The following is a 22,749-nucleotide window of genomic DNA, read 5'->3' as shown; positions in this document are numbered from 1 at the left end:
GCGTGCTGAGCGACGACCACAGCGGCGTCCACCTCGCGCACACCGAGGAGTCACCGGCCCGCCAGGTGTGGAAGCGGGTGGTCATCGCCTCGGTCGTGCTGATCGCGACGGTGGCCATCGTCTACTTCGACCGCAACGGGTACGTCGACAACAACGGCGGCGAGATCAGCGTCCTGGACGCCACGTACTACGCCACCGTCACGCTCTCCACCACCGGCTACGGCGACATCACCCCGGTCGAACCGGGTGCCCGGCTGGTCAACATCCTCGTGATCACGCCCCTGCGGATCGCGTTCCTGCTCATCCTCATCGGCACCACCCTCGAGGCGCTGACCGCGCGCTCGCGGGAGGAGTTCCGGGTCCGACGCTGGAGGTCTCGCGTGCGCCAGCACGTCGTCGTGTGCGGTTACGGGACGAAGGGCCGCAGCGCCATCCGCGCCCTGCTCAGCACCGGTACCGCCCCCGACCACATCGTGGTCGTCGACCCCGACCCGCGGGCCATCGAGGAGGCCACCTCGGCCGGCCTCACCGGCGTGCTCGGCGACGCCGGGCGCACCGAGGTGCTCCGCCGGACGTCGGTGGAGAAGGCCAGGGCGGTGATCGTCGCCGCCAACCGGGACGACGCCGCGGTGCTCATCGTGCTGACCGTGCGGCAGCTCAACCCCAGCGTGCCGATCACCGCCAGCGTCCGCGAGGAGGAGAACGCCAGCCTGCTGCGGCAGTCCGGCGCCGACTCGGTCATCACCACCTCGGCCACGTCCGGGCGGCTGCTCGGGCTGTCCCCGGACCAGCCGGGCGTGGTGCACGTGGTGGAGGACCTGCTGACCTCCGGGCGCGGGCTGGACCTGCAGCAGCGCACGGTCTCCCAGTCCGAGGTGGGCCTGGGCCCCCGCCAGCTGCGCGACGTGGTGCTCTCGGTGCAGCGCGGCGGCCGCGAGCTCCGCTTCGACGACCCGCTGATCGGCACCCTGCAGAGCGGTGACGTGCTCGTCGTCGTCAAGGCCCACCGGGCGCACGACGCCACCCTGAACTGACCCCCGGGCCGGTCGGGCGCCGGTCACCCGGACGGGGACGCTCCGGTTGCCGGTGCCCGGCGCCCCACCGAGACTCGCCCGGTGGACCAGCGCGACCAGCAGCAGACCGTCCCGGCCGACGGGGAGGAGACCGCACTGCGGCGAGCGGTCAGCGGCCGCCTGCTGTTCGTCTTCATCCTCGGCGACGTCCTCGGCGCGGGCATCTACGCCCTCGTCGGCGAGATCGCCGGTGAGGCGGGCGGCGCCATCTGGGTGCCGATGCTGGTCGCCCTCGGGCTGTCGCTGCTGACCGCCGCCTCCTACGCGGAGCTGGTCACCAAGTACCCGCGGGCCGGGGGGTCGGCGGTCTTCGCCGAGCGGGCCTTCGGCCGGCCGGTCGTGTCGTTCCTGGTCGGCTTCTGCATGCTCGCCGCCGGCGTCACCAGCGCGGCCGGGCTGGCGCTGGCCTTCGCCGGTGACTACCTGTCGGTGTTCCTCGACGTGCCGGCCGTCCCGGCCGCGCTGGTGTTCCTGCTGGTCGTCGCGCTGGTCAACGCCCGCGGGATCAAGGAGTCCGTCCGGGCGAACGTGGTGATGACGGTCGTCGAGGTGTCCGGGCTGGTGCTCGTCGTCGTCCTCGGCGCGATCGTCCTCGGCCGCGGCGACGGCGACCCCGGCCGGGTGGTCGAGTTCCCCGAGGGGGTGTCGGCCGGCTCCGCGGTGCTGGCCGCCGCGCTCCTCGCCTACTACTCCTTCGTCGGGTTCGAGACGTCGGCGAACGTCGCCGAGGAGGTCCAGGACGTCCGCCGGGTGTACCCGCGGGCGCTGTTCGGCGCGCTGCTGACCGCCGGCGTCGTCTACGTGGCGGTCGGGCTGGTCGCCTCGGTCGTGCTGCCCGCCGACGAGCTGTCCGCGTCCTCAGGGCCGCTGCTGGCGGTCGTGCAGGCCACCGGCATCGGGGTGCCCGACCAGCTGTTCAGCGCCGTCGCGCTGGTCGCCGTGGCCAACGGCGCGCTGCTCACCATGATCATGGCCAGCCGGATGGTGTTCGGGCTGGCCGAGCAGCGGCTGCTGCCGCCGGCGCTGGGCGCCGTGCTGCCGGGCCGGCGCACGCCGTGGGTGGCGATCGTGCTGACCACCGCGGTCGCCATGGCGCTCACCCTCGTCGGCGACCTCGGCGACCTGGCCAACATCGTCGTGCTCCTGCTGCTGCTGGTCTTCCTGAGCACGAACGTCGCGGTGCTGGTGCTGCGCCGGGACCGGGTGGACGCCGACCACTTCACCGCGCCGGTCGTCGTCCCGGTGCTGGCGATCGGCTCGTGCCTGCTGCTGCTGTGGCAGCAGGAGGGCGCCACCTGGCTGCGCTCGGGCCTGATGCTGCTGGTCGGCGTCGCGCTGTACGCGCTGGCCCAGGCGCCGTGGTGGCGGGGCGGCAGCGGCCGGCCCGACGAGGTGCCCGCCGCGCGGTGACGGCCCGTCGGGGTGGCGTCAACGACCGGCCTGTGACGTTCGGGTGAACGGACGCCGCTCGCGGCCCCGCGCGGGTGAGGATGCTCGCAGGACGGCGAGAGGAGCGACCCGATGACGGTGTCCCAGCCCAGCGCGGTGGAGATCGGCCTGATGTCCGGCCGGGCCGGCTACGTGCTGCGCGCCAACGACCGGGGCGCCTTCACCGTCGCCTCGCCGACCCTCTACCCGCACATGTGGAGCTGGGACGCCGGCTTCGTCGCGCTCGGCATCGCCACCGTGTCGGTGCCGCGCGCGCTCGGCGAGCTGCGCAGCCTGCTGTCCGGGCAGTGGGCGACCGGGATGATCCCGCACATCCTGTTCCACCAGCCCAGCGACTACTTCCCCGGACCGGAGCGCTGGCGCACCCAGGTCGCCGCCGCGCGCCCGGCCGGCGTGCAGACCTCGGGCATCTGCCAGCCGCCGATCCACGTCATCGCGCTGTCCCGGATCCTGCACGACGCCCGGCGCCGGGGCGGGGCCGACCAGGAGCTGGCCGAGGAGTTCGTGCGGGAGACCTTCGACCAGTGGCTGGCCTGGCACCAGTACCTGGCCACCGCCCGCGACCCCGACAGCTACGGCCTGGTGGAGATCCACCACGGCTGGGAGTCCGGCATGGACGACTCCCCGCGCTGGGACGCCGCCTACGCCGGGGTGCACCCGCAGCCGGACATGCCGCCGTTCGTCCGGGCCGACCTGGCGCACGTCGCCGACCCCTCGCAGCGCCCCACCGACGCCGAGTACGCCAAGTACCTGTGGCTGCTGGAGCAGAAGGTCCGGGCCCGCTACGACGACGCGGTGTACCGGGCCACCGGCGACTTCGTGATGGGCGACGTGCTGGTGTCGGCGCTGCTCGCCGCGGCCAGCGACCTGCTCGCCGACATGGGCGAGGAGCTCGGCATCGGCGGCGGCGCCGCGGGCGGGGTGGAGCAGTCCCGGGCGATCGCCCGGCGCTTCCGCACCGGCGTGCTGCGCTCGGTGAACCCGGACACCGGGCTGGCCCGCGACCTGGACCTGCGGACGGGGGCGTGGCTGGACGTGGAGAGCGCGGCCGGTTTCGCGCCGCTGCTGTGCGGCGGGGACGACGCGCTCACCCGCCGGCAGCGCGACCTGCTGCTCGGGCCCCGCTGGTGCGGGCACTCCCGGCTGCGCTGGCCGGTGGTTCCCTCGGTCTCCCCGGCCTCGCCGGCGTTCCGCGAGCAGACCTACTGGCGCGGCCCGCAGTGGCCGGTGCTCAACTGGCTGATGGCCTGGGCGCTCAACCGCTCCGGCGAGCAGGAGGCGGCCAACCAGCTGCGGCTGGCCGGCCTGTCCCAGCTCGTCGACTGCGACTTCGCCGAGTACTACCAGCCGGTGACCGGCCAGACGCTGGGCAGCCGGGACCAGTCCTGGACGGCGGCGATCGCGCTGGACTTCCTGGCGGCACGACGGCCGGCGCAGCGCCGTCCGGTGCGCTGGCTGACCAGCGAGCTGCCCCGGATCACCCCGGCCCAGCGGTCCGCGCACGCGGTCGGCGGCCAGCCCCCGGGCCAGCCGGGGCACCCGGGGCACCTGGCCGGCCGCCGACCGGGGCACGGACCGGCGACCGCCCCGCAGCCGCAGCCGCAGCCGCCGGAGCGGCCCCGCCCGCGACCGCGCTGACCGCCGGTCCGCGCCCGCCCGGCGCTCGCCCGTCCGGTCCGTGCCCGCCGGTCAGGGGCGCGGGTCCGGGCTCCGGGTCAGCGCCGGGTCGGTCAGCGCGACCGGGGCCAGCACCTCGTCGATCCGCGCCTTGACGTCGTCATCGAGCCGGACGCCGGAGGCCGCGGCGTTGTCCGCGACCTGCTCGGGCCGGCTGGCGCCGATGATCGCCGCGGCCACGTTCTCCTCCTGCAGCACCCAGGCGAGCGCCAGGGCGGCCATCGACAGCCCCAGGTCGGCGGCGATCGGCTGCAGCTGCTGCACCCGCTCCAGCACGTCGTCCTTCATCCACCGGGAGATGAAGTCCGCGCCGCCGCCCTTGGTGTCGGTGGCCCGCGACCCCTCCGGCACCGGCTGCCCGGGCCGGTACTTGCCGGTGAGCACCCCCTGGGCGACCGGGGAGAAGACGACCTGGCTGATCCCCAGCTCGCGGCAGGTCGGGATGACCTCCGCCTCGGGGACCCGGTAGAGCGCGGAGTACTGCGGCTGGTTGGACACCAGCGGCACCCGCAGCTCGTCGGCCAGCACCTTGGCGGCGCGGATCTCCTCGGCGCGCCACTCCGACACCCCGATGTAGAGGGCCTGCCCGGCGCGGACGATGCCGGCGAAGGCCTCCATCGTCTCCTCGAGCGGGGTCTCGTAGTCGTAGCGGTGGGCCTGGTAGAGGTCGACGTAGTCGACGCCCAGCCGGCGCAGCGAGCCCTCGATCGACTCCCGGACGTGCTTGCTGGACAGCCCCCGGTCGTTCACACCGGGCCCCGTCGGCCAGTACACCTTCGTGAAGATCTCGATGCCGCCGCGCCGCTCGCCGGCCAGCGCCTTGCCCAGCACCTGCTCGGCCCGCCCCTCGGCGTACCCGTCGGCGGTGTCGAAGGTGGTGATCCCGGCGTCGAGCGCGGCGCGCACGCAGGCGGTCGCCGCGTCGGCCTCCACCTGGCCGCCGTGGGTGATCCAGTTGCCGTAGGTGAGCTCGCTGATCTTGAGGCCGCTGCGGCCGAGGTGTCGGTGCTCCATGTGCCCTTCCTACCCGGCGGGTCGTACAGCCTGCACCACCTCGACCGTCCGGCCAGCAGGATCGATCACCCGGCCCGCCCGGGACAGGCTCGAGGTGTCCGCACCACCGCCGTCCCGGAGGAGTCCCCGTGACCCAGCCCGCCACCGAGCCCGCCACCCAGCCCGTCGCCCGCCGCACCTGGGCCACGCTGCTCGTCGCCGCCACCGCCGTCGCCGGTCTGGGGGTCGGTGGCGTGCTCAGCCCGGCCACCGCCGGCAGCCCGGCCGGCACCGCACCGGACCCGGCCGTGCAGCAGCAGCTGGACGCCCTGGTCACCGGCGGCGGCTTCCCCGGCGCGCTCGCCGCGGTCCGCGACGAGGACGGCGCCGAGCACGACCTCACCGCCGGCGTCGGCGACCTCACCACCGGCGCCCCGGTGCCGGTCGACGGCCAGGTGCGCATCGCCAGCAACACCAAGACCTTCACCGCCGCCGTCGTGCTCCAGCTGGTCGACGAGGGGCTGGTCGACCTCGAGGCGCCGATCGAGCAGTACCTGCCCGGCCTGGTCCGCGGTCCGGGCGGCGACGGCGCCGCCATCACCGTGCGCCAGCTCCTGCAGCACACCAGCGGGCTGCCCGACTACGACCACGTCCTGGTCGCCGACTACCTCGCCGTGCAGCACCGCTACGTCGAGCCGCACCAGCTGCTCGACGTCGCCCTCGCCCAGCCCGCCCTGTTCGCCCCCGGGGACGGCTGGGAGTACAGCAACACCAACTACGTGCTCGCCGGGCTGCTGGTCCAGGAGGTCACCGGCCGGCCGATCGGCGAGGTCATCACCGACCGGGTGATCGAGCCGCTGGGGCTGGACGACACCTACTGGCCGCTGGAGGGCGAGCAGGAGCTGCGCGGTGAGCACCCGCAGGGCTACTTCGCGACCGCGCCCGACGTCGCCTGGACCGACGTCACCACCCAGGACCCCTCCTTCGGCTGGGCCGCCGGCCAGCTGGTCTCCACCCCGGACGACCTGCTCGACTTCTTCACCGCGCTGGTCGACGGCGAGCTGCTGAGCCCGGCGATGCTGGCCGAGATGCAGACCACCGTGCCGGCGCCCGGCGCGACCGTGCGCGGCGACGAGTCCTACGGCCTGGGGCTGCAGACCTTCACGCTCAGCTGCGGCGGCACCGCGTGGACCCACGGCGGGGACATCCCCGGCACCGAGACGCGCGGCGCGGTGCTGCCCGGCGGTGAGGGGGTGGTGCTCGCGGTGACCGCGCTGCCCACCACCACCGAGCGGGCCGAGGCCGTCGAGGCCACCGTGGACGCGGTGCTCTGCGGCTGACCGCCGCAGCGGCCCCGGTCCGCGGGCGCGGACCGGGGCCGGCCTACGCCAGCGGCACCAGACCGGACTCGTAGGCGGCGATGACCGCCTGGGTGCGGTCCCGCGCCGACAGCTTCCGCAGCAGGCTGCTGACGTGGGTCTTCACCGTCTGCAGGCCCAGGTACAGCTCGGCGGCGATCTCGGCGTTGGACCGGCCGCGGGCCATCAGCAGCAGCACCTCCGACTCCCGCGCCGTCAGCTCCACCCGCAGCGCCCGGCTGCCGCCCTGCCGGCCGGCCAGCGCCCGGATCGCCGCGGGGAACAGCAGGCTCTCCCCCCGCGCGACCACCCGGACGGCGTCGACGATCTCGGCCGGGCGCGCCCGCTTGGGCAGGAACCCGTCGGCTCCGGCGTGCAACGCGGCGTACACGTTCCCGTCGTCGCCGAAGGTGGTCAGCACCAGCACCCGCGGGCCCTGCCCCGGCAGCCGGCGGAGCGCGCGGGTGGCGGCGATCCCGTCGACCAGCGGCATCCGGAGGTCCATCACCACGACGTCCGGCCGCAGCGTGGCCACCGCCGGCACCACCACCGCACCGTCGGCGACCTCGCCCACGACCTCGATGTCCTCCCGCGACCCCAGGACTGCCCGCAGCCCGCTGCGCACCAGCTCCTCGTCGTCGACCAGCAGCACCCGGACGGTCATGCCGGCACCGGGAGCCGGACGGCGACCCGCCACCCGTCCGCGGACCGGCCCGCCTCCGCCGTCCCGCCGAGCAGGGCGGCCCGGTCGTGCAGCCCGCGGACGCCGCTGCCGGTGCCGGCGGCGGACGGCGCCGCCGGCGGCACCGGGTTGCACACCTCGAGGGCGAGCTCCCGCCCGACGACGTCGACCCGCAGCCGCACCGGCACCGGTCCCGCGTGGCGGAGGGCGTTGGTGAGCGCCTCCTGGAGGATCCGGTAGCCCTCCTGGGACAGCGGCGCCGGCAGCGCCGCGACCGCGCCGGTCACCTGCAGGTCGACCCGGGCACCGGCCGCCTCGGCCGAGCGCACCAGCCGGTCGACGTCGGCCAGCGTCGGGGCCGACGGCGGGCGGGACGAGCCGCGCAGCAAGCCGAGCACCCGGTCCAGGTCCTCGGCGGCCGCCCGGGTGGTGTCCTCGATGGCCGCCAGCGCGCCGCGGACGAACGCCGGGTCGCGGTCGGCGAGCTCGCGGGCGGCACCGGCCTGCAGCAGCGTGACGGTGAGGGCGTGGCCGATCGAGTCGTGCAGCTCGCCGGCGAGCCGGGTGCGCTGCAGCAGCCGCTCGGTGCGCAGCTGCTGGGCCGCCAGCCGCTCCGCCGCCGAGGGGTGCAGCAGCTGCCGGGCGGCGGCGGCGAGCAGCCCGCCGAGCGCGGCCAGCACGTAGAGCAGGGCCCCACCGAGGACGACGGCCGCCGGCAGGCCGGCCTGCGGGGCGAGCCGGACCGCCAGCGCGGTGAGCTGCCCGGCGAGCACCCCCAGCCAGACGCGCACGCACAGCCAGACCAGCAGCCGGCCGCGGTCGGCCCAGGTGCGGGAGTCCTCCACCGTCACGTCGTCGTCGCCGGGCAGCACCATCGCCCGCACCTGCACGCCCTCGCTGCGCCGGACGGCCGGGACGACGGCGAGCACGGCCAGCAGCGGCAGCGGGGCGAGGTACAGGCCGAGCAGCGTCCGCGGCGTCATGCCCTCCAGCCCCGGGGCGACCATCGCGCAGGCGACCGCCGCCCACAGGCCCACCGCCAGGTGCAGCACGCGCGTCCACGTCGTCCTGCTCGTCACCGGCCGGAGCACCCTGCGCACGCACTCAGCATCCCGCCTCCGGGTCCGCCGTGGCCTCCCGCGCGAGAGGGAGGTGGTCGGACCGCGCGACGGAGGTGCCGGTCGCGCCCGTCGGCCAGCGTGGTGGCATGCCGGACGACGGGAGCAGGACGTGATCGAGGTGCGCGGGCTGGGCAAGCGGTACGGCGACGTGGTGGCGGTGGCCGACCTGACCTTCGACGTGCGCCCGGGGGTGGTCACCGCCTTCCTGGGCCCGAACGGCGCCGGCAAGTCCAGCACGCTGCGGATGCTGCTGGGGCTGGACCGGCCCACCACCGGGACCGCCCGCATCGACGGCGCCTCCTACGCCGACCTGCCGGCGCCGCTGCGCGCGGTGGGCGCGCTGCTCGACAGCAGCGGCGCCCACCCCGGCCGGACCGCGCGGGACCACCTGCGCTGGCTGGCCGCCAGCAACCGGCTCCCCCGGCGCCGGGTGGCCGAGGTGCTGTCGCTGGTCGACCTCGGCCCGGCGGCCGGCCGGCGGGTCGGGGGCTTCTCGCTGGGCATGCGGCAGCGGCTCGGCATCGCCGCCGCGCTGCTCGGCGACCCGCCGGTGCTGCTGCTGGACGAGCCGACCAACGGCCTGGACGCCGAGGGCATCCGCTGGCTGCGCGGGTCGCTGCAGCGGCTGGCGGGTGAGGGGCGCACGGTCGTCGTCTCCAGCCACCTGATGGCCGAGGTGGCCCGGACCGCCGACCACCTGCTCGTCATCGGCCGCGGCCGGCTGCTGGCCGACACCCCGCTGCCGGCCTTCCTCGCCGAGCACGGCACCCGCTCGGTGCGGGTGCGCACCCACCAGGGCGACCGGCTCCGCGGACTGCTGACCGCGGCCGGGGCCGGGGTGGCCACCGACCCGGACGGCGCGCTGCGCGTCTCCGGGGCCCGGGCGGAGGACGTCGGCGCGCTCGCCGCCCGGCACGGGGTGCCGCTGCTCTCGCTGGCCGACGAGGGCCGGTCGCTGGAGGACGCCTTCCTGCAGCTGACGGCGGGGGCGGACACGTGATCGCGGCGGTGCACGCCGAGTGGGTCAAGGCGACCTCGCTGCGCCCGGTGCTCGCCGGGCTGCTGGCCTACGTGGTCGCGGCCGCCGGCATCAGCATCGGCGTGGTCGCCGCCGTGGGCGCGGAGGAGGCGGCCGGCCCCGGCTACGACGCCGGCACGATCGCCTTCTACGGCCTGAACTTCGCCCACGTCGCGGTGGTCGTGGTGGCGGTGCTGCTCACCGCGGGCGAGTACAGCCGGTCGACGGTGCACACCTCCCTGCTCGCGGTCCCCCGCCGCGGCGTCCTGCTGCTGGCCAAGGTCGTCGTCGTGGCGGGGCTGGTGTTCGCCGCCGCGGCGGTGGCCGCGGTGGTCAGCGTGGTCGGCACCCAGGCGGTGCTCGGGCCGGCCGGTCTGCCGGTGGGTGACCTCACCCGCTCGACGGTCGCGGCGACGCTGTACCCGACGCTGCTGGCGGTCCTCTGCGCGGGCGTGGCGATGGTGCTGCGCGACCAGGCCGGTGCGCTGACCCTGCTGATCCCGTTCTTCTTCCTGGTCTCACCGCTGCTGGAGCTGGTGCCGGTGCTGCAGCGGGCGGCGGTGTTCCTGCCGGACCGGGCCGGCGCGGTCGCGGTGCGCCTCCACCCCCGGCCGGTCGACGTCTTCGGGCCGCTGACCGGGCTGGCCGTGCTGGCGCTGTGGGCGCTCGCCGCGGTGCTGGCCGGCTGGTGGGTGCTCCGCCGGCGCGACGCCTAGCGGGAGGACCCCGCGTCACGAGCGGCGGCGGACGTCGTCGAGGTAGCGCAGGACGGCGGTGACCCGGCGGTCGGCGCGGTCGTCGGGCGGCAGGTCGAGCTTGGCGAAGATGCTGCGGATGTGCTTGTGCACCGCGCCGTCGGTGACCACCAGCCGCTCGCCGATCGCGGTGTTGCCCAGGCCCTCGGCCATCAGCGCGAGCACCTCGCGCTCGCGCGGGCTGAGCCGGTCCAGCCGGCTGTCCGGGCGGGTGCGGGCGAACAGCTGCGCGACCACCTCCGGGTCGATCGCCGTCCCGCCCGCGGCCACCCGGTGCAGCGCCCCGAGGAACTCCTCCACCCGGCCGACCCGCTCCTTGAGCAGGTAGCCCAGCCGGGCGGCGCCGCCGGCGAGCAGCTCGGTGGCGAAGGACTGCTCGACGTAGGCCGACAGCACCAGCACGGCCAGCTCCGGACGGCGGCGCCGCGCCTCCACGGCCGCCACGATGCCCTCGTCGGTGTGCGTCGGCGGCATCCGGACGTCGACGATCGCGACGTCGGGCAGGTGCTCGTCCAGCGCGGCCAGCAGCCCGTCCGGGGTGCCGGCGGTGGCGACGACGTCCAGCTGCTCGGCGCGCAGCAGCAGCGCGAGGCCCTCCCGCAGCAGCGGGTCGTCCTCGGCGATCACGATCCGCACGGCAGCTCCGCGGTCAGGGTGGTGGGCCCGCCGGGCGGGCTGGTCAGCTGCAGGGTGCCGTCGTGGGCCTCGACGCGGCGGCGGATGCCGACGAGCCCGGAGCCGGCGCCCTCGACCGCGCCGCCTGCGCCGTCGTCGGTGACCCGGACGCCCAGCCGGCCCTCGCGGGAGCGGACGTCGACGGCGACCCGGGTGGCGCCGCTGTGCCGCGAGGCGTTGGTGAGCGCCTCGGCGACCAGGAAGTACGCCGTGGCCTCGACCGACGCCGCGCACCGCACCGGCACGTCGACCGCGACCTGGCAGGGCACCGCCGACGTCGCCGCCAGGCCGCTGAGCGCGCCGGCCAGCCCGCGGTCGGCGAGCACCGGCGGCAGGATGCCGCGGGCCACCGAGCGCAGCTCGGCCAGCGCGTCCTCGGCCGCGGACTGGGCCCGCTCCAGGATCTCCTCGGCCGCCGCCGGGTCCCGCGGCACCGCGCGGCGGGCGGCGCCCAGCAGCACGGTGACGGCGACCAGGCGGTTCTGCGTGCCGTCGTGCAGCGACCGCTCGATCCGGCGCAGCTCGGTGGCGTGCGCGTCCAGGGCGGCGGCCCGGGTGGCGGTCAGCTGGGCGATGCGCAGCGGCAGGTCGACGTCGGCGGCGTCCAGCAGCCGCCGGCCGCGGCCGGCCAGCAGCGCGGCGACCGGGCGGGTGACCAGCAGGCTCAGCGTCGTCCAGGCGAGGCCGAGGCCGACGACCAGCGGGACGTCGGACCACTCCCGGACGTCCCAGAAGGTGAGCGAGTCGCTGGCCGCGCCGGGCGGCACGGCCCACCACCACAGCGGGAAGCTGAGGTCGCGGACGGCGTAGATCGGCAGCAGCACCACGATCGCGCTGAGCAGCAGGCCGCCGGTCCCGTGACCGACCAGCCAGCGCAGCTCCCGCCGGGTCGCCGGGTCCGCCGCCGCCGCGCGGAGCCGCTCGGGGAGCGGCCCGGGCGAGACGACCTCCGGCCCCCAGCGGCCCAGCCGCGAGCGCTCCCGGTCCGCGACGGCGTGCAGCCCCCGGACGGCCGCCGGCGCGGCGAGCAGCCCGACGCCGACCAGGCAGGCGACCGCGACCAGCAGCCCGAAGACGAGCACCCCGAGGGCCAGCAGCGCGGTGCCCAGCGCACCGGGCAGCTGCTCGAGCGCGACCAGGGCGGCGACCAGCGGGGACCGCCCCGCCCGCCTGCTCCCGCTCCGCTGCTGCGCCACGGCTGCAGACGCTAGGTCGCGGGACGAGGCAGGGACAGCCCGACGGCCCAGGAGTACAGCCTGCTGTACCCGAAGAGGGCAGGTCACGGGCTCGGAACGGGGTCCCGCCGTCCCGAGGATGGACGTCGTCCCACCCGACCACCGCCAGGAGCCCCTCCCGTGCCCCAGCCCTCCACCCGCTCCCGATCCCTCCCCACGCTCAGCTGGGTGGTGCTCGTCGTCTGCGTGGTGGGCAACACCGTCGCCTCGCTCGCCGGCGCCCCGCTGGCGGTGCACCTCGGCCTCGGTCTGCTCGCCGCCGTCTGCATCGCCGCCCTGACCGCCGCCCAGCTGCGGAACCGGCGGTGAGCGTCGCGGCGGGCACGCTCCCGCAGACCACCGACCGCGCGCCGGCCATCGTCCTGACCGGGGTGGGCAAGGTGCACCCCGGCGGCGTCCGCGCGCTGGACACCGTGTCGCTGACCGTCCCGGCCGGCGCCTTCCTCGCCGTCATGGGCCCCTCCGGGTCGGGCAAGAGCACCCTGATGCACGTCGCCGCCGGCCTGGACACCCCGACCACCGGCAGCATCCTGGTCGACGGCCGGGAGATCGCCGGGCTGGACGAGACCCGGCGCACCGAGCTGCGCCGCGAGCGCATCGGCTTCGTGTTCCAGGCCTACAACCTGGTGCCCTCCCTCACCGTCGCCGACAACATCACGCTGCCGCTGCGGCTGGCCGGGCAGGCGCCCGACCGGGCCTGGCTGCAGGAGCTGGTCGAGCGGGTCGGGCTGACCGGCCGGCTGGACCACCGGCCGGCCGAGCTGTCCGGCGGGCAGCAGCAGCGGGCCGCGATCGCCCGCGCGCTGGTCGCCCGGCCCGCTGTGGTCTTCGCCGACGAGCCGACCGGCGCGCTGGACCTGCGCAGTGCGCGCGCCGTCCTGGAGCTGCTGCGCGAGTCCGTCGACGAGCTGGGCCAGACCGTGGTGATGGTGACCCACGACCCCGGCGCCGCCGCGCACGCCGACCGGGCCGTGGTGATGGCCGACGGCCGGGTCGTCGACACCGTCGACCGGCCCACCGCCGCCCAGCTCGCCGACCGCCTCGTCACCCTCGGGCAGGGCTGAGCCGTGCTGCACCTCGCCGTCCGGATGGTCCGCTCGCGCTTCGTCGCGCTGCTCGCCGTCGCCTGCGCCGTGCTCGGCGGCGCCGCCCTGGTCACCGGCACCGGCGTGCTGACCGAGTCCGGGCTCCGCTCGCACGTGGCCGCCGGCCGGCTCGCCGCCGCCGACGTCGTCGTCGCCGCCGACCAGACCCTCGGCGTGCCGGGGGACCTGCCGGTCGCGCTGCCCGAACGGTCCCGCGTCCCGGCCGAGCTGGTCGGTGAGCTCGCCGCGCTGCCCGGCGTCACGGCCGCCGTCGGCGACCTCGGCTTCCCCGCCGCCCTCGTGGACGACGCCGGCGCGGTGGTGCCGGTGCCCGACCCCGCGACCGCCGGCCACGGCTGGTCCTCCACCGGCCTGGCCACCGACGCCCGCACCCAGGGCACCCCGCCGGAGGGGCCGGCCGAGGTGGCGCTGTCCCGCGACCTCGCCGCGGCCGCCGGCGTCGCCACCGGCGACGACGTCACCGTGGTGGCGGCCGGGGAGACGGGCACCTGGACGGTGTCGGCCCTGGTCGACGCCCCCGGGGTCTTCTTCGCCGACGACACCGCGGCCGACCTCGCGGCGCAGGCCGGGGCGGCGGCCGCCGGCCAGGTCGACCTGGTCGGCCTGCGCACCGAGCCCGGCGCCACCGACCGGGTCGCCGACGCCGCCGCCGACCTGGTGGCGGGCAGCGGGCTGGTGGTCGCCACCGGCGACGACCGCGGCGACCTCGGCGAACCCGGTGCCGCCGCGGCCCGGCCGCTCCTGCTGCTGCTGTCCGGGTCGCTGGGCGGGATCGTGCTGCTCGTCGTCGGGTTCGCGGTGGCCGGCGCGCTCGGCGTCTCCATCGCCGGCCAGCGCCGCGAGCTGGCGCTGCTGCGCGCGGTGGGAGCCACCCCGCGCCAGGTCCGCCGGCTGGCCACCGACCAGGCGATGGTGGTCGCCGCGCTCGCCGTGGTCCCGGGGGTCGCGCTCGGCTTCCTGCTCGCCGGGCAGATGCGCCGGCTGCTGGTCGACGTCGGCATGCTGCCGGCCGCGCTGCCGCTCACGGTCAGCCCGCTGCCCGGGCTCGCCGCCGTGCTGCTGCTGGCCGCCGTCGTCTGGGTGTCCGCCCTGGGCGCCTCCTGGCGGACGTCCCGGCTGCCGGCGACCGAGGCGGTCGCCGAGTCGCGCACCGAGCCGCGCAGCCCCTCCCGGGTGCGCACGCTGGTCGGTGGGCTGCTCGTCGTCGCCGCGACCGTGCTCGGCACGACCCCGCTGTTCGTCCGCAGCGACCTGGGTGCGGCGCTGGTCCCGCTGGCCGGGCTGGTCGGCGCCATCGGGGCGGCCCTGGCCGGGCCGGCCGTGCTGCGCTGGGCCGGCGACGTCGTCGCCCCCCGGTTGCCGGCGCAGCTGTCCGCGCCGAGCTGGCTGGCGGTCGCCAACCTGCGCGGCTACACCACCCGGGTCGCCGGCGTGGTGTCGAGCCTGGCCATGGTGGTCGTCTTCGCGCTCACCTACGTGCTGAGCACGACCACGCTGATCAGCGCCGGGGCCCGCGACCTGCAGACCGGCACCCTCGCGCAGCACAGCGTCGGCGCCGGGGCGCTCGGCGGGGTCCCCGGTGACCTGCCGGCCGAGGTGGCCGACCTGCCCGGCGTCACCGCGGCCGTGCCGACCGGCACCACCACCGTCGCCTGGGAGTACTCCGAGCTGGGCGAGCCGACCGTGGAGTCCGGGTCGGCGCTGGTGGCCGACCCCGCCGCGGCCCGGGTGCTCGACCTCGACGTCCGCGACGGCGCCCTGGCCGACCTCACCGGCGCCACCGTCGCGGTGGGCAGCGACGTGGCCCGCTCCCGCGACGCCGGCCTCGGCGAGTCCGTCGAGCTGGTGCTCGGCGACGGCGCGCCGGTCGAGGCCCGGGTGGTCGCCGTCTACGACCGCACCCTCGGGTTCGGGCCGGTGGTGCTCGCCGCCGACCTCGCCGCCGGGCACACCTCCGCCGGGCTCGCCCAGCAGCTGCTGGTGCGCACCGACGGCAGCGCCGCGGCCCGCGAGGGGCTGGCCGCGCTGGTCGCCGACCGGCCCGGGCTGACCCTCGGCGACGCCGCGCCCCGGGAGACCTCGCTGGCCGACGCCCCGGGCGAGGTGTGGCTGAACCTGGCCACCGTCTCGGTGCTGGTCGGCTACCTGCTGCTGAGCATCGTGAACAAGCTGGTGGCGGTCACCTCGCAGCGGCGGGGCGAGATCGCCGTCCTGCGGCTGACCGGCAGCACGCCCCGGCAGGTGCGCTCGATGATGCGGCGGGAGGCGGCGGTCCTCACCGGCGTCTCGCTGGCCGCCGGGCTGGCGCTGTCCGCCGTCCCGCTGCTCGCGCTGGGCATCGGGTTCCTGGGCCGGCCGTGGCCGGCCGGGCCGGTCTGGCTGGCGCCGGCCGCGGCGCTCGTCGTGGCGGCCATCGCCGTCCTGACCACCGAGCTGCCCACCCGGCGGGCGCTGCGCGCGGAGCCCGCGTCGGCCCTGTCGCACGCCGGGTAGGAGGATCGAGCCGATCGCGTCCCCAGGAGGAAACAGATGCCACCCTCGCTCCCCCCGCTGCCCACGACCGTCGTCGGCAGTCTCCCCCAGCCGGACTGGCTCATCGACCGGGACCGGCTCGGGCACCAGTTCCCGCCGCGGGTCCGGGCCAAGGAGCTGTGGCGGGTGCCCCCGGAGTTCCTCCAGGAGGCGCAGGACGACGCCACGCTGGCCACCATCCGGGCGCAGGAGCGGGCCGGGCTGGACATCGTGGGCGACGGCGAGATCCGGCGGGAGTCGTACTCCAACCACTTCGCCACCGCGCTGGAGGGGCTGGACCTGGACCACCCCGGCTCGGTGCGCAACCGGTCCGGCATCGACATCCCCGCACCCCGGGTGGTGGGCGAGATCCGGCGTCCGGCGCCGGTGCAGGTCGAGGACGTCCGCTTCCTGCGCGCCCAGACCGACCGGGCTGTGAAGATCACCGTGCCGGGGCCGTTCACCATGGCGCAGCAGGCGCAGGACGACCACTACGGCGACGACCGCGCGCTGGCGCTGGCCTACGCCGAGGTGGTGAAGGCGGAGATCGCCGACCTGTTCGCCGCCGGCGCCGACATCGTGCAGCTGGACGAGCCGTGGCTGCAGGCCCGGCCCGAGGTGGCCCGCCGCTACGGGGTCGAGGTGCTCACCGCCGCGCTGGAGGGCGCCCCCGGCCCGGTGCACGTGCACGTCTGCTTCGGCTACGCGGCGATGGTGGCCGACCGGCCCGAGGGCTACTCGGTGCTGCCGCAGCTGGCCGACGTGCCGGCCGCCGCCATCTCCATCGAGACGGCGCAGTCGGGACTGGACCCGGCGACCCTGGCGCCGCTGCGCGGCAAGGGCGTCGCGCTCGGCGTGCTGGACCTGTCCACGCCCGAGGTGGAGACCCCCGAGGTCGTCGCCGACCGGGTGCGCCGCGCACTGGACCACGTGGACGTCGAGACGCTGGTGCTGTCCAGCGACTGCGGGCTGAAGTACCTGCCGCGGGAGTCGGCCGCGGGCAAGATGCGGTCCCTCGCGCAGGCGGCGGAGCTGCTGCGCGCCGAGCTGTGAGGTGGTGCCGCGCCGGGGAATGACCGCCCCGGCGCGGCACTTGCCCCCGGCATGACCACCATCGGACTCATCGGCAGCGGCAACATCGGCAGCACCGTCGCCCGGCTCGCGGTCGACGCCGGCCACGACGTCGTGCTCAGCAACAGCCGCGGACCCGAGACCCTCGGCGACCTCGTCGCCCAGCTCGGCCCGCGCGCCCGGGCGGCCACCGCCGCCGAGGCCGGCGCGGCCGGCGACCTCGTCGTGGTGACCGTGCCGCTCGAGGCCTACCGGGAGGTGCCGGTCGAGCCGCTGCGCGGCAAGGTCGTCATCGACACGAACAACTACTACCCCGACCGCGACGGGCGCATCGCCGAGCTCGACGACGAGTCGACGACGACCGGCGAGCTGCTGCAGGCCCACCTGCCGGAGTCGCACGTGGTGAAGGCGTTCAACTCCATCTACGTCGCCCAGCTCGGCGTCCTGCAGCGGCCCGCGGGTGACCCGGAGCGGTCGGTCCTGCCGATCGCCGGGGACGACGAGCAGGCCAAGCAGACCGTGACGGCGTTCCTCGACTCGATCGGCTACGACGCCCACGACGTCGGCCCGCTCGCCGAGGGCTGGCGGTTCCAGCGCGACACCGCGGCCTACGTCATGCCGTACGCCGTCCCCGGGCCGGACGCCCCGAACGGACCCGGGCAGCAGGTCACCCGGTCCACCCTCACCGAGCTGCTGGCCGCCGCCGTCCGCTACCGCGACATGTGACGACCGCTTCCTCGCAGCCGCGACGGCGTGCGCGGACTGCCAGCCGGAGCGGGTCCAGCTGGCACTCCGCGCACGGCGTTCGCCCGCACCAGGTCGTCGTTGTGTCGGTAGCGATCCCGAGCCCGCACCGCCTTGCCGTACGCAGGGAGGACGAGCAGGCCCTCGCACGCTCCTGGTCCAGTCCGAGCTGGATGGCTGTCCCCTCGACCGGCGGTGCCGGCTGTGCCAGGGTTCGCTCGGGCAACGGGGCGCCGGCGGGGGTGGGTGCGTGGACCTGGAGCGGCTGCTGCGTCGGATCGCCGGCGAGATGGTCCGTGATCACGCCGACCACCCGTCGAGGTGGCGCGCGCACCGCGAGTCGCCCTACGCACTCCTGGCGCAGGCGCTCGGAGACCACCCAGCACAGGGCTACGACGGCGGTGCCCGCCTGTTGGAGCTCATGCTCAGCCATCGCGCCCTGACCGAGGACTTCCACCGCCGCCTCGCTCGTGCGCTGGAGTGGGGGCAGGACGCCGCCCGGCCGACTCGTCCCGGTCGTGTCGACGCGCCTGCACGTCGCGACGAGACGGACCCGGGCCGCCCCTACGGCGATGCGTCATATAGGTCGCGACGCGACACGGAGGTGCCGCCGTCCCGGGGAGCGCCCCGCCGCCGCCGAGAGGAGCACACCGGCAGCCACTCCTTCCCGCCCGGATACCGGCCCGACGATCGACCGGCGGGTCCACCGACGTGGGGAGGGAGCGCCGACCGGCGGGTTCCTCCACCTGCTGCTGGTCCACCGGCGGCCCGGCCAACGCAGCCACGGCCCTCTCGACCGCCGGCCGCACCAGCCGTCCCGCCTCCGCTGCGTTCTCCGCAGGAGCCGCGACCGGATCGCAAGCCCTTGTCGGACGAGGAGCCGGCTGTCTGGCTACCGCCGCCGGCGATGGCCGTGCCGGTGCCCGAGGAACAACTGGTGCGCCGGCTGGAGCCCGACGACAGCACGCTGACCGACCTCCCCGCGTTCCTCGGCCCGCCGGACGAGGTCTCGCCGGACGAGGTCTCGCCCGACGCGGCCTCGCCGGACGAGGCTCCTTTCGCCCGGTTGGAGTGCGTCGACCGGGTGGCCGCCAACCAGGTGTTCTCCTTGCGGGTGGGTCTGTCCGGGCAGCGGCAGCACGGAGTCGTCGGTGACCGGCTGACGTTGACCTCCGAGACGCTGCGAACGCCGTACACGTTGTCGGTCCACGTGCTCTTCGACGGGTTCGTCCTCGAGCCCGGCAGCTCGGCGGAGCTGGAGCTGGTCGTCATCCCGGGACAGCCGTTCCCCGAGCATGAGATCCGGCTCCGCGCGCTGACCGGCGACCTGGCGGCCGGCCGCTCGATCCTGGCGGTCTACAAGCTCGCCGGCCAGATCCTCGGCGTCGCCAGCAGATCGGTGGTCGTCGAGCCGGCTGGCACGCCGGTGGTCGCCCGATCGCTCGCCAGCGGTTCCGACGTCGCGGTCGACGCCACCGACGACGTCCCGGACCTCACCCTGGTCATCGCCCGGGGCGACGCGCCGGGGGAGACCGGCCTGATGTGGACCTGGACCTCGCCGCACGCCGCCGTTCGGCCCGCACCGGAACGGTTGGTCAGTTCCCTGGGGGACCGTCCGCAGGACTTCCTCAAGCGGGTGATCCGGTACTTCGACCAGCCCCGCGCCAGCGCGGTGGCACTGCGCTACGTCGCCGGTGTCGGCAAGCAGATCGCCGACGTGATGCCGGCACCCGTTCGCGCGGCCCTGGACTCGCTCGCCGGAGTCGCCGAGCAGCAAGGACGTCCTGCCCACGTCCTGCTCGTCACCCAGGAGGCCTACGTTCCCTGGGAGCTGGTCTGGCTCCCCGAGGCCTGGGACCCGCAGCGACCGCAGTTCCTCGGCGCCCAGGCGGTGGTGGGGCGCTGGACGCTGAGTGAGCGCAAGCGCTTCCCGCCGCCCAGCGCGCACGTCGTCCAGGCGATGGCCGTCGTCTCCGGTGCCTACGAGGCGGTGCCCGGCTGGCAGCGGCTCGAGGAGGCCGAGGCCGAAGCGGCGGACCTGGTGAGCGCCTGGGCCGGCGTGCCCGTGAACGCCAGCACCGAGGAGGTCCTCGACTGCCTGGGCGGGCTCCCGCCGGCCGATGTCATCCACTTCGCCGTGCACGGCCGGTACGACCCGACGGGCCAGGAGGACGGCCTCGTCCTCGTCGACGGCGAGATGCTCGATCCGCTGCTCGTGCGGGGAGAGCAGTTGGCGGCTGGACCGCTGGTCTTCCTCAACGCCTGCCAGGTCGGCGCCGGCGACGCCATGCTCGGTGACGTGGCGGGCCTGGCCGACGCCTTCCTCGACGCGGGTGCATGCGCCGTGATCGCGCCGCTGTGGGCCGTCGACGACCGCATCGCCCGCGACATCGCCGCACGGTTCTACCGGGCGGTCTTCCAGGACGGGGTCCAACCAGCCGACTTCTTCCGTGACGAGCGCCAGTACGGGCGCCCAGGGACCGACGTGCCGGAGACCCACCTCGCCTACCTCTTCTTCGGTCACCCCCGGCTCGGGGTGACCCGGCTCGCGCGGGAGGCGCTCGATGCCTGAGCTGGACCCCAGCGGCACCCCGGTGGCCCTCGGCCGGCTGGTGCTCAGGACGCCGGGCTTCTCCGGCAGCGCGGAGATGGCCGTCCCCGGGGTCCCTGGCGGGCGCGGGTCGGCCGACCTGCCCTCGGCCGCCCTGGGCGCGGCGCTCGACGCCCACGGCGTCACGGAGTTCCAGACCGCCGTGCTGACCGGCGTGCGCGAGGCAGCGGGAGGTGGCGGGGCCCGCGGGGGACGCGGCGCCGACGCCCCGGTGGAGCTGACCGCGCCGGCCGCCGGAACGGGCCTGGCCCAGGTGGCCCTGGTCGAGGACGCCTGGGGGACGTCCACCTGGCACGTCCCCGCGGCGGCCGCGCCCGGGCCGGCCGGTCGCGGCGGGGACACCGTGGTCTACCAGCTGCCCCGCCGGGTGCTGCAGACGTCCACGGCCGGCGACAGCAGCACCCGCGGACCACTCGGGTTCCTCGGTCGGACGGTGCTGCGGATCCTGGTCTTCCCGTTGGTGGACGAGGCGGTGGGCCGCGTCGGCGAGCACTTCGTCGAGCGGTGGGAGCAGCGCCACCGGCCCTACCGCCTCTTCCTCGCCACCGCAGAGAACCTCACGCTCGCCGACCCACCCGAAGCCACGGCGGAACAGCTGGCCGAGCTGCTCGGAGCGCCCGCCCTGCTGCTCGTTCACGGCACCTTCAGCCGGGCTCGGTCGGCCTTCGCGGGCTTGCTCGACGACAGCACCGGCCCGTCGACGTTCGAGCAGTTGTCGCGCCGCTACGAGGGCCGGGTGCTCGCCTTCGACCACCCGACCCTGCACGCCGACCCGGTGGCCAACATCGAGTGGCTGTTCGACCACCTGCCGAGGGGGACCGAGGCGCAGGTCGACGTCGTCTCGCACTCGCGCGGCGGGCTGGTCACCCGGTGCCTGGCGGAGGGTGCGCTCGGTCCGGCGGACCGGACGGTCTCCGTCCGGCGCGCAGTGCTCGCCGCCACGCCGAACGCCGGCACGCACCTGGCCTCGCCCACCCATCTCGGAGACCTCGTCGACGCGTACACCAACCTGCTCAGCGCGCTGCCGGACATCGCCGTGCTGGACGTCTTCGAGATGCTCGTCGCGGTGGTGAAGGAGCTGGCCGTGGGGGTGGCCAAGGCCCTGCCTGGGCTCATGGCCATGGAGCCGGACAGCTGGATGCTCCGACGGCTGAACGCCGCGGTCGAGAACGCGCCGACCTATTTCGCCGTGGCGTCGGACTTCGAACCGGTCCAGCCCGGCCTGAAGGCGTGGGCCGCCGATGCACTGGCCGACCGGGTGTTCGGGGGCCGGTCCAACGACCTCGTCGTTCCCACGGCCGGCACGTTCAGCGCCAACGGCTCGTCGCTGTTCCCCATCGCCGACCCGCTGCAGCTGCCGGTCACCACCGGCATCGGCCACTCCGGGTACTTTTACGACGCCGACGTGCGGGAGGCGCTGCTCCGCTGGCTGCCCTAGCCGGTGCGCTGAGCGGCCGACTCGTGATCAAGAGGTGTCTGTCGTCCATCGGAGCTCGCCTCGCTGCTGCCCTCCGCGGGGTGGCACGACTGGACGCGAGCAGGGCACCAGGCGGACGGCCCCTCGGTGGCCAAGCGGACCGTCCTCCGCAGGCCCGTACACACGAAGAGCCGGGTGCCACCGCTGACAGCGGTGGCACCCGGCTCTTCGCCAACTAGGGTCCCGGCGTTCAACCAGGACCCGGGGGGTGGAGGCGGCGGGAATCGAACCCGCGTCCTGCGACGCATCACCAGGGCTTCTCCGAGCGCAGTCCGCTCTGTCTCTGCTCGACCCCACCGATCCCACGAACAAGTCGGTGTGACGGGCCCAGTCACTGTTTGGTGTCCCGCACGTACCCGCGACCGGTACGTGCAGTGAGTCATCTAGCTGATGCCAGGATCCGGGTCGATGACGAACCCGGGCTGACAGACTCGCCTAGCTGCTGTTAGGCAGCGAGAGCGAAGTCGCGCTGACTGGAGTCGGCGCTTGTGTTTTTTGCAACGCGTGGTTAACGAGCTCATCGTTGCCTTCCTCGGCTCGCTTCCCCTGGTCACCCGACCGCAGTCGAGACCAATCGCCCCCCTGTTGAGTTGTGCAGTGAGCGTAACGGGCCGCCGCCCGGTCGTGTTCCCCCGGTGCCGCCACGCCGTGTCGCCGTCCGGGCCGCGACGACGCCGGGCCGCTCCACGACGGGCCGGGCGGACCATCTCCGGTGCCGGTCGCCCGTCGGCGGCCACGAGTCCCGCGGAGGTCCGGGCCATGACACCGGAGGAGAACGTCGCCGCCGTCCGCCGCCTCGTCGACACGTGCGTCAACGCGCACCGCGCCGACCTCCTCGACGACCACGTGAACGCCGACGTGCGGGTGCACGCCGCCACCCCCGGCGACTCCCCGGAAACCGTGGGCATCGAGGAGCTGCGCGCGGCGTTCCGCGGCCTCCGCACCGTCCTCGGCGACCTGCACGTCACCGTGGACGACGTCGTGGCCGCCGGCGACCGGGTGGTCGTGCGGTGGACCGCCACCGGGGTGCACACCGGCGAGCTCGCCGGCGTCCCGGCCACCGGCCGGCCCGTCCGCTGGGGCGGGACCGACGTCTACCGGCTCGACGACGGCCGGATCGCGGAGTGGTGGCGCAACGACGACCAGGCCGGCCTGCTCGCCCAGCTCACCGCGGTGGCACCGGCGTGAGGCGA

Annotated in this window: 19 protein-coding genes and 1 other RNA gene; 14 read left to right on the top strand and 6 right to left on the bottom strand. The window is 75.7% G+C overall.

The window, feature by feature from the left end; genetic code table 11:
• Nucleotides 1-2 precede the first annotated feature (2 nt).
• The 3 genes from HL054_RS01740 to ggh all read left to right on the top strand — a co-directional run bounded on the left by HL054_RS01740 (nucleotide 3) and on the right by ggh (nucleotide 4,160).
• Nucleotides 3-1,034, top strand: coding sequence for a potassium channel family protein (locus HL054_RS01740; protein WP_369136962.1), 1,032 nt, complete (start codon nucleotides 3-5; stop codon nucleotides 1,032-1,034).
• Between the two features lie 81 nt (nucleotides 1,035-1,115).
• On the top strand, nucleotides 1,116-2,483 hold the full coding sequence (locus HL054_RS01735; RefSeq protein WP_369136961.1) for an APC family permease: 1,368 nt from the start codon (nucleotides 1,116-1,118) through the stop codon (nucleotides 2,481-2,483).
• 111 nt (nucleotides 2,484-2,594) lie between these two features.
• A complete protein-coding gene (gene ggh, locus HL054_RS01730; protein WP_369136960.1) occupies nucleotides 2,595-4,160 on the top strand; it encodes a glucosylglycerate hydrolase in 1,566 nt (521 codons plus the stop codon).
• Between the two features lie 51 nt (nucleotides 4,161-4,211).
• Here ggh and HL054_RS01725 read toward each other — a convergent pair whose 3' ends face one another.
• Nucleotides 4,212-5,213, bottom strand: a complete 1,002-nt coding sequence (locus tag HL054_RS01725; protein WP_369136959.1) for an aldo/keto reductase family protein — start codon at nucleotides 5,211-5,213, stop codon at nucleotides 4,212-4,214.
• A 128-nt stretch (nucleotides 5,214-5,341) separates the two neighbouring features.
• Here HL054_RS01725 and HL054_RS01720 point away from each other — a divergent pair, with 128 nt between their 5' ends.
• Entirely contained in the window at nucleotides 5,342-6,532 is a 1,191-nt protein-coding gene (locus tag HL054_RS01720) for a serine hydrolase domain-containing protein (RefSeq protein ID WP_369136958.1), read from the top strand.
• 43 nt (nucleotides 6,533-6,575) lie between these two features.
• On the opposite strand, the gene HL054_RS01715 is transcribed toward HL054_RS01720, so the two are convergent.
• Together HL054_RS01715 and HL054_RS01710 are read right to left on the bottom strand one after the other, a co-directional pair.
• The gene (locus tag HL054_RS01715; RefSeq protein ID WP_369136957.1) at nucleotides 6,576-7,214 is read right to left on the bottom strand and encodes a response regulator; all 639 of its coding nucleotides are present in this window, start codon (nucleotides 7,212-7,214) and stop codon (nucleotides 6,576-6,578) included.
• Complete coding sequence (locus HL054_RS01710) at nucleotides 7,211-8,332, bottom strand: sensor histidine kinase (RefSeq protein ID WP_369136956.1); 1,122 nt, start codon at nucleotides 8,330-8,332, stop codon at nucleotides 7,211-7,213. The genes HL054_RS01715 and HL054_RS01710 overlap by 4 nt, the downstream gene beginning before the upstream one ends.
• Nucleotides 8,333-8,462: 130 nt before the next feature.
• Here HL054_RS01710 and HL054_RS01705 point away from each other — a divergent pair, with 130 nt between their 5' ends.
• A complete protein-coding gene (locus tag HL054_RS01705) occupies nucleotides 8,463-9,353 on the top strand; it encodes an ABC transporter ATP-binding protein (protein ID WP_369136955.1) in 891 nt (296 codons plus the stop codon).
• On the top strand, nucleotides 9,350-10,087 hold the full coding sequence (locus HL054_RS01700; RefSeq protein WP_369136954.1) for an ABC transporter permease: 738 nt from the start codon (nucleotides 9,350-9,352) through the stop codon (nucleotides 10,085-10,087). Before HL054_RS01705 ends, HL054_RS01700 begins: the two co-directional genes overlap by 4 nt.
• 15 nt (nucleotides 10,088-10,102) lie before the next feature.
• Here HL054_RS01700 and HL054_RS01695 read toward each other — a convergent pair whose 3' ends face one another.
• Both HL054_RS01695 and HL054_RS01690 read right to left on the bottom strand, forming a co-directional pair.
• Complete coding sequence (locus HL054_RS01695) at nucleotides 10,103-10,762, bottom strand: response regulator (RefSeq protein ID WP_369136953.1); 660 nt, start codon at nucleotides 10,760-10,762, stop codon at nucleotides 10,103-10,105.
• Complete coding sequence (locus tag HL054_RS01690) at nucleotides 10,750-11,997, bottom strand: sensor histidine kinase (RefSeq protein WP_369136952.1); 1,248 nt, start codon at nucleotides 11,995-11,997, stop codon at nucleotides 10,750-10,752. Before HL054_RS01690 ends, HL054_RS01695 begins: the two co-directional genes overlap by 13 nt.
• 159 nt (nucleotides 11,998-12,156) lie before the next feature.
• Here HL054_RS01690 and HL054_RS01685 point away from each other — a divergent pair, with 159 nt between their 5' ends.
• The 7 genes from HL054_RS01685 to HL054_RS01655 all read left to right on the top strand — a co-directional run bounded on the left by HL054_RS01685 (nucleotide 12,157) and on the right by HL054_RS01655 (nucleotide 21,517).
• Nucleotides 12,157-12,345 (top strand): hypothetical protein, encoded by a 189-nt coding sequence (locus HL054_RS01685; RefSeq protein WP_369136951.1) that lies wholly within the window; start codon nucleotides 12,157-12,159, stop codon nucleotides 12,343-12,345.
• Complete coding sequence (locus tag HL054_RS01680; RefSeq protein WP_440347909.1) at nucleotides 12,342-13,100, top strand: ABC transporter ATP-binding protein; 759 nt, start codon at nucleotides 12,342-12,344, stop codon at nucleotides 13,098-13,100. The genes HL054_RS01685 and HL054_RS01680 overlap by 4 nt, the downstream gene beginning before the upstream one ends.
• Nucleotides 13,101-13,103: 3 nt before the next feature.
• The gene (locus tag HL054_RS01675; protein ID WP_369136950.1) at nucleotides 13,104-15,635 is read left to right on the top strand and encodes an FtsX-like permease family protein; all 2,532 of its coding nucleotides are present in this window, start codon (nucleotides 13,104-13,106) and stop codon (nucleotides 15,633-15,635) included.
• Nucleotides 15,636-15,671: 36 nt separating this feature from the next.
• Nucleotides 15,672-16,706: a 5-methyltetrahydropteroyltriglutamate--homocysteine methyltransferase gene (locus tag HL054_RS01670; protein WP_369136949.1), complete on the top strand. Its 1,035-nt coding sequence runs from the start codon at nucleotides 15,672-15,674 to the stop codon at nucleotides 16,704-16,706.
• A gap of 51 nt (nucleotides 16,707-16,757) precedes the next feature.
• Entirely contained in the window at nucleotides 16,758-17,450 is a 693-nt protein-coding gene (locus HL054_RS01665; protein ID WP_369136948.1) for an NADPH-dependent F420 reductase, read from the top strand.
• A gap of 925 nt (nucleotides 17,451-18,375) precedes the next feature.
• Nucleotides 18,376-20,040 (top strand): CHAT domain-containing protein, encoded by a 1,665-nt coding sequence (locus tag HL054_RS01660; RefSeq protein ID WP_369136947.1) that lies wholly within the window; start codon nucleotides 18,376-18,378, stop codon nucleotides 20,038-20,040.
• A complete protein-coding gene (locus HL054_RS01655; RefSeq protein WP_369136946.1) occupies nucleotides 20,033-21,517 on the top strand; it encodes an esterase/lipase family protein in 1,485 nt (494 codons plus the stop codon). Before HL054_RS01660 ends, HL054_RS01655 begins: the two co-directional genes overlap by 8 nt.
• 245 nt (nucleotides 21,518-21,762) lie before the next feature.
• On the opposite strand, the gene ssrA is transcribed toward HL054_RS01655, so the two are convergent.
• Nucleotides 21,763-22,138, bottom strand: a transfer-messenger RNA (tmRNA) gene (ssrA, locus tag HL054_RS01650).
• A 177-nt stretch (nucleotides 22,139-22,315) separates the two neighbouring features.
• Here ssrA and HL054_RS01645 point away from each other — a divergent pair.
• Complete coding sequence (locus tag HL054_RS01645) at nucleotides 22,316-22,744, top strand: ester cyclase (RefSeq protein ID WP_369136945.1); 429 nt, start codon at nucleotides 22,316-22,318, stop codon at nucleotides 22,742-22,744.
• Nucleotides 22,745-22,749: the final 5 nt, after the last annotated feature.

The organism is Modestobacter versicolor, from assembly GCF_041028285.1.
Classification (GTDB): Bacteria; Actinomycetota; Actinomycetes; order Mycobacteriales; family Geodermatophilaceae; genus Modestobacter; species Modestobacter versicolor_A.
Note: the sequence above shows the minus strand (reverse complement) of the source record. Positions and strands in the feature narration are given on the sequence as shown.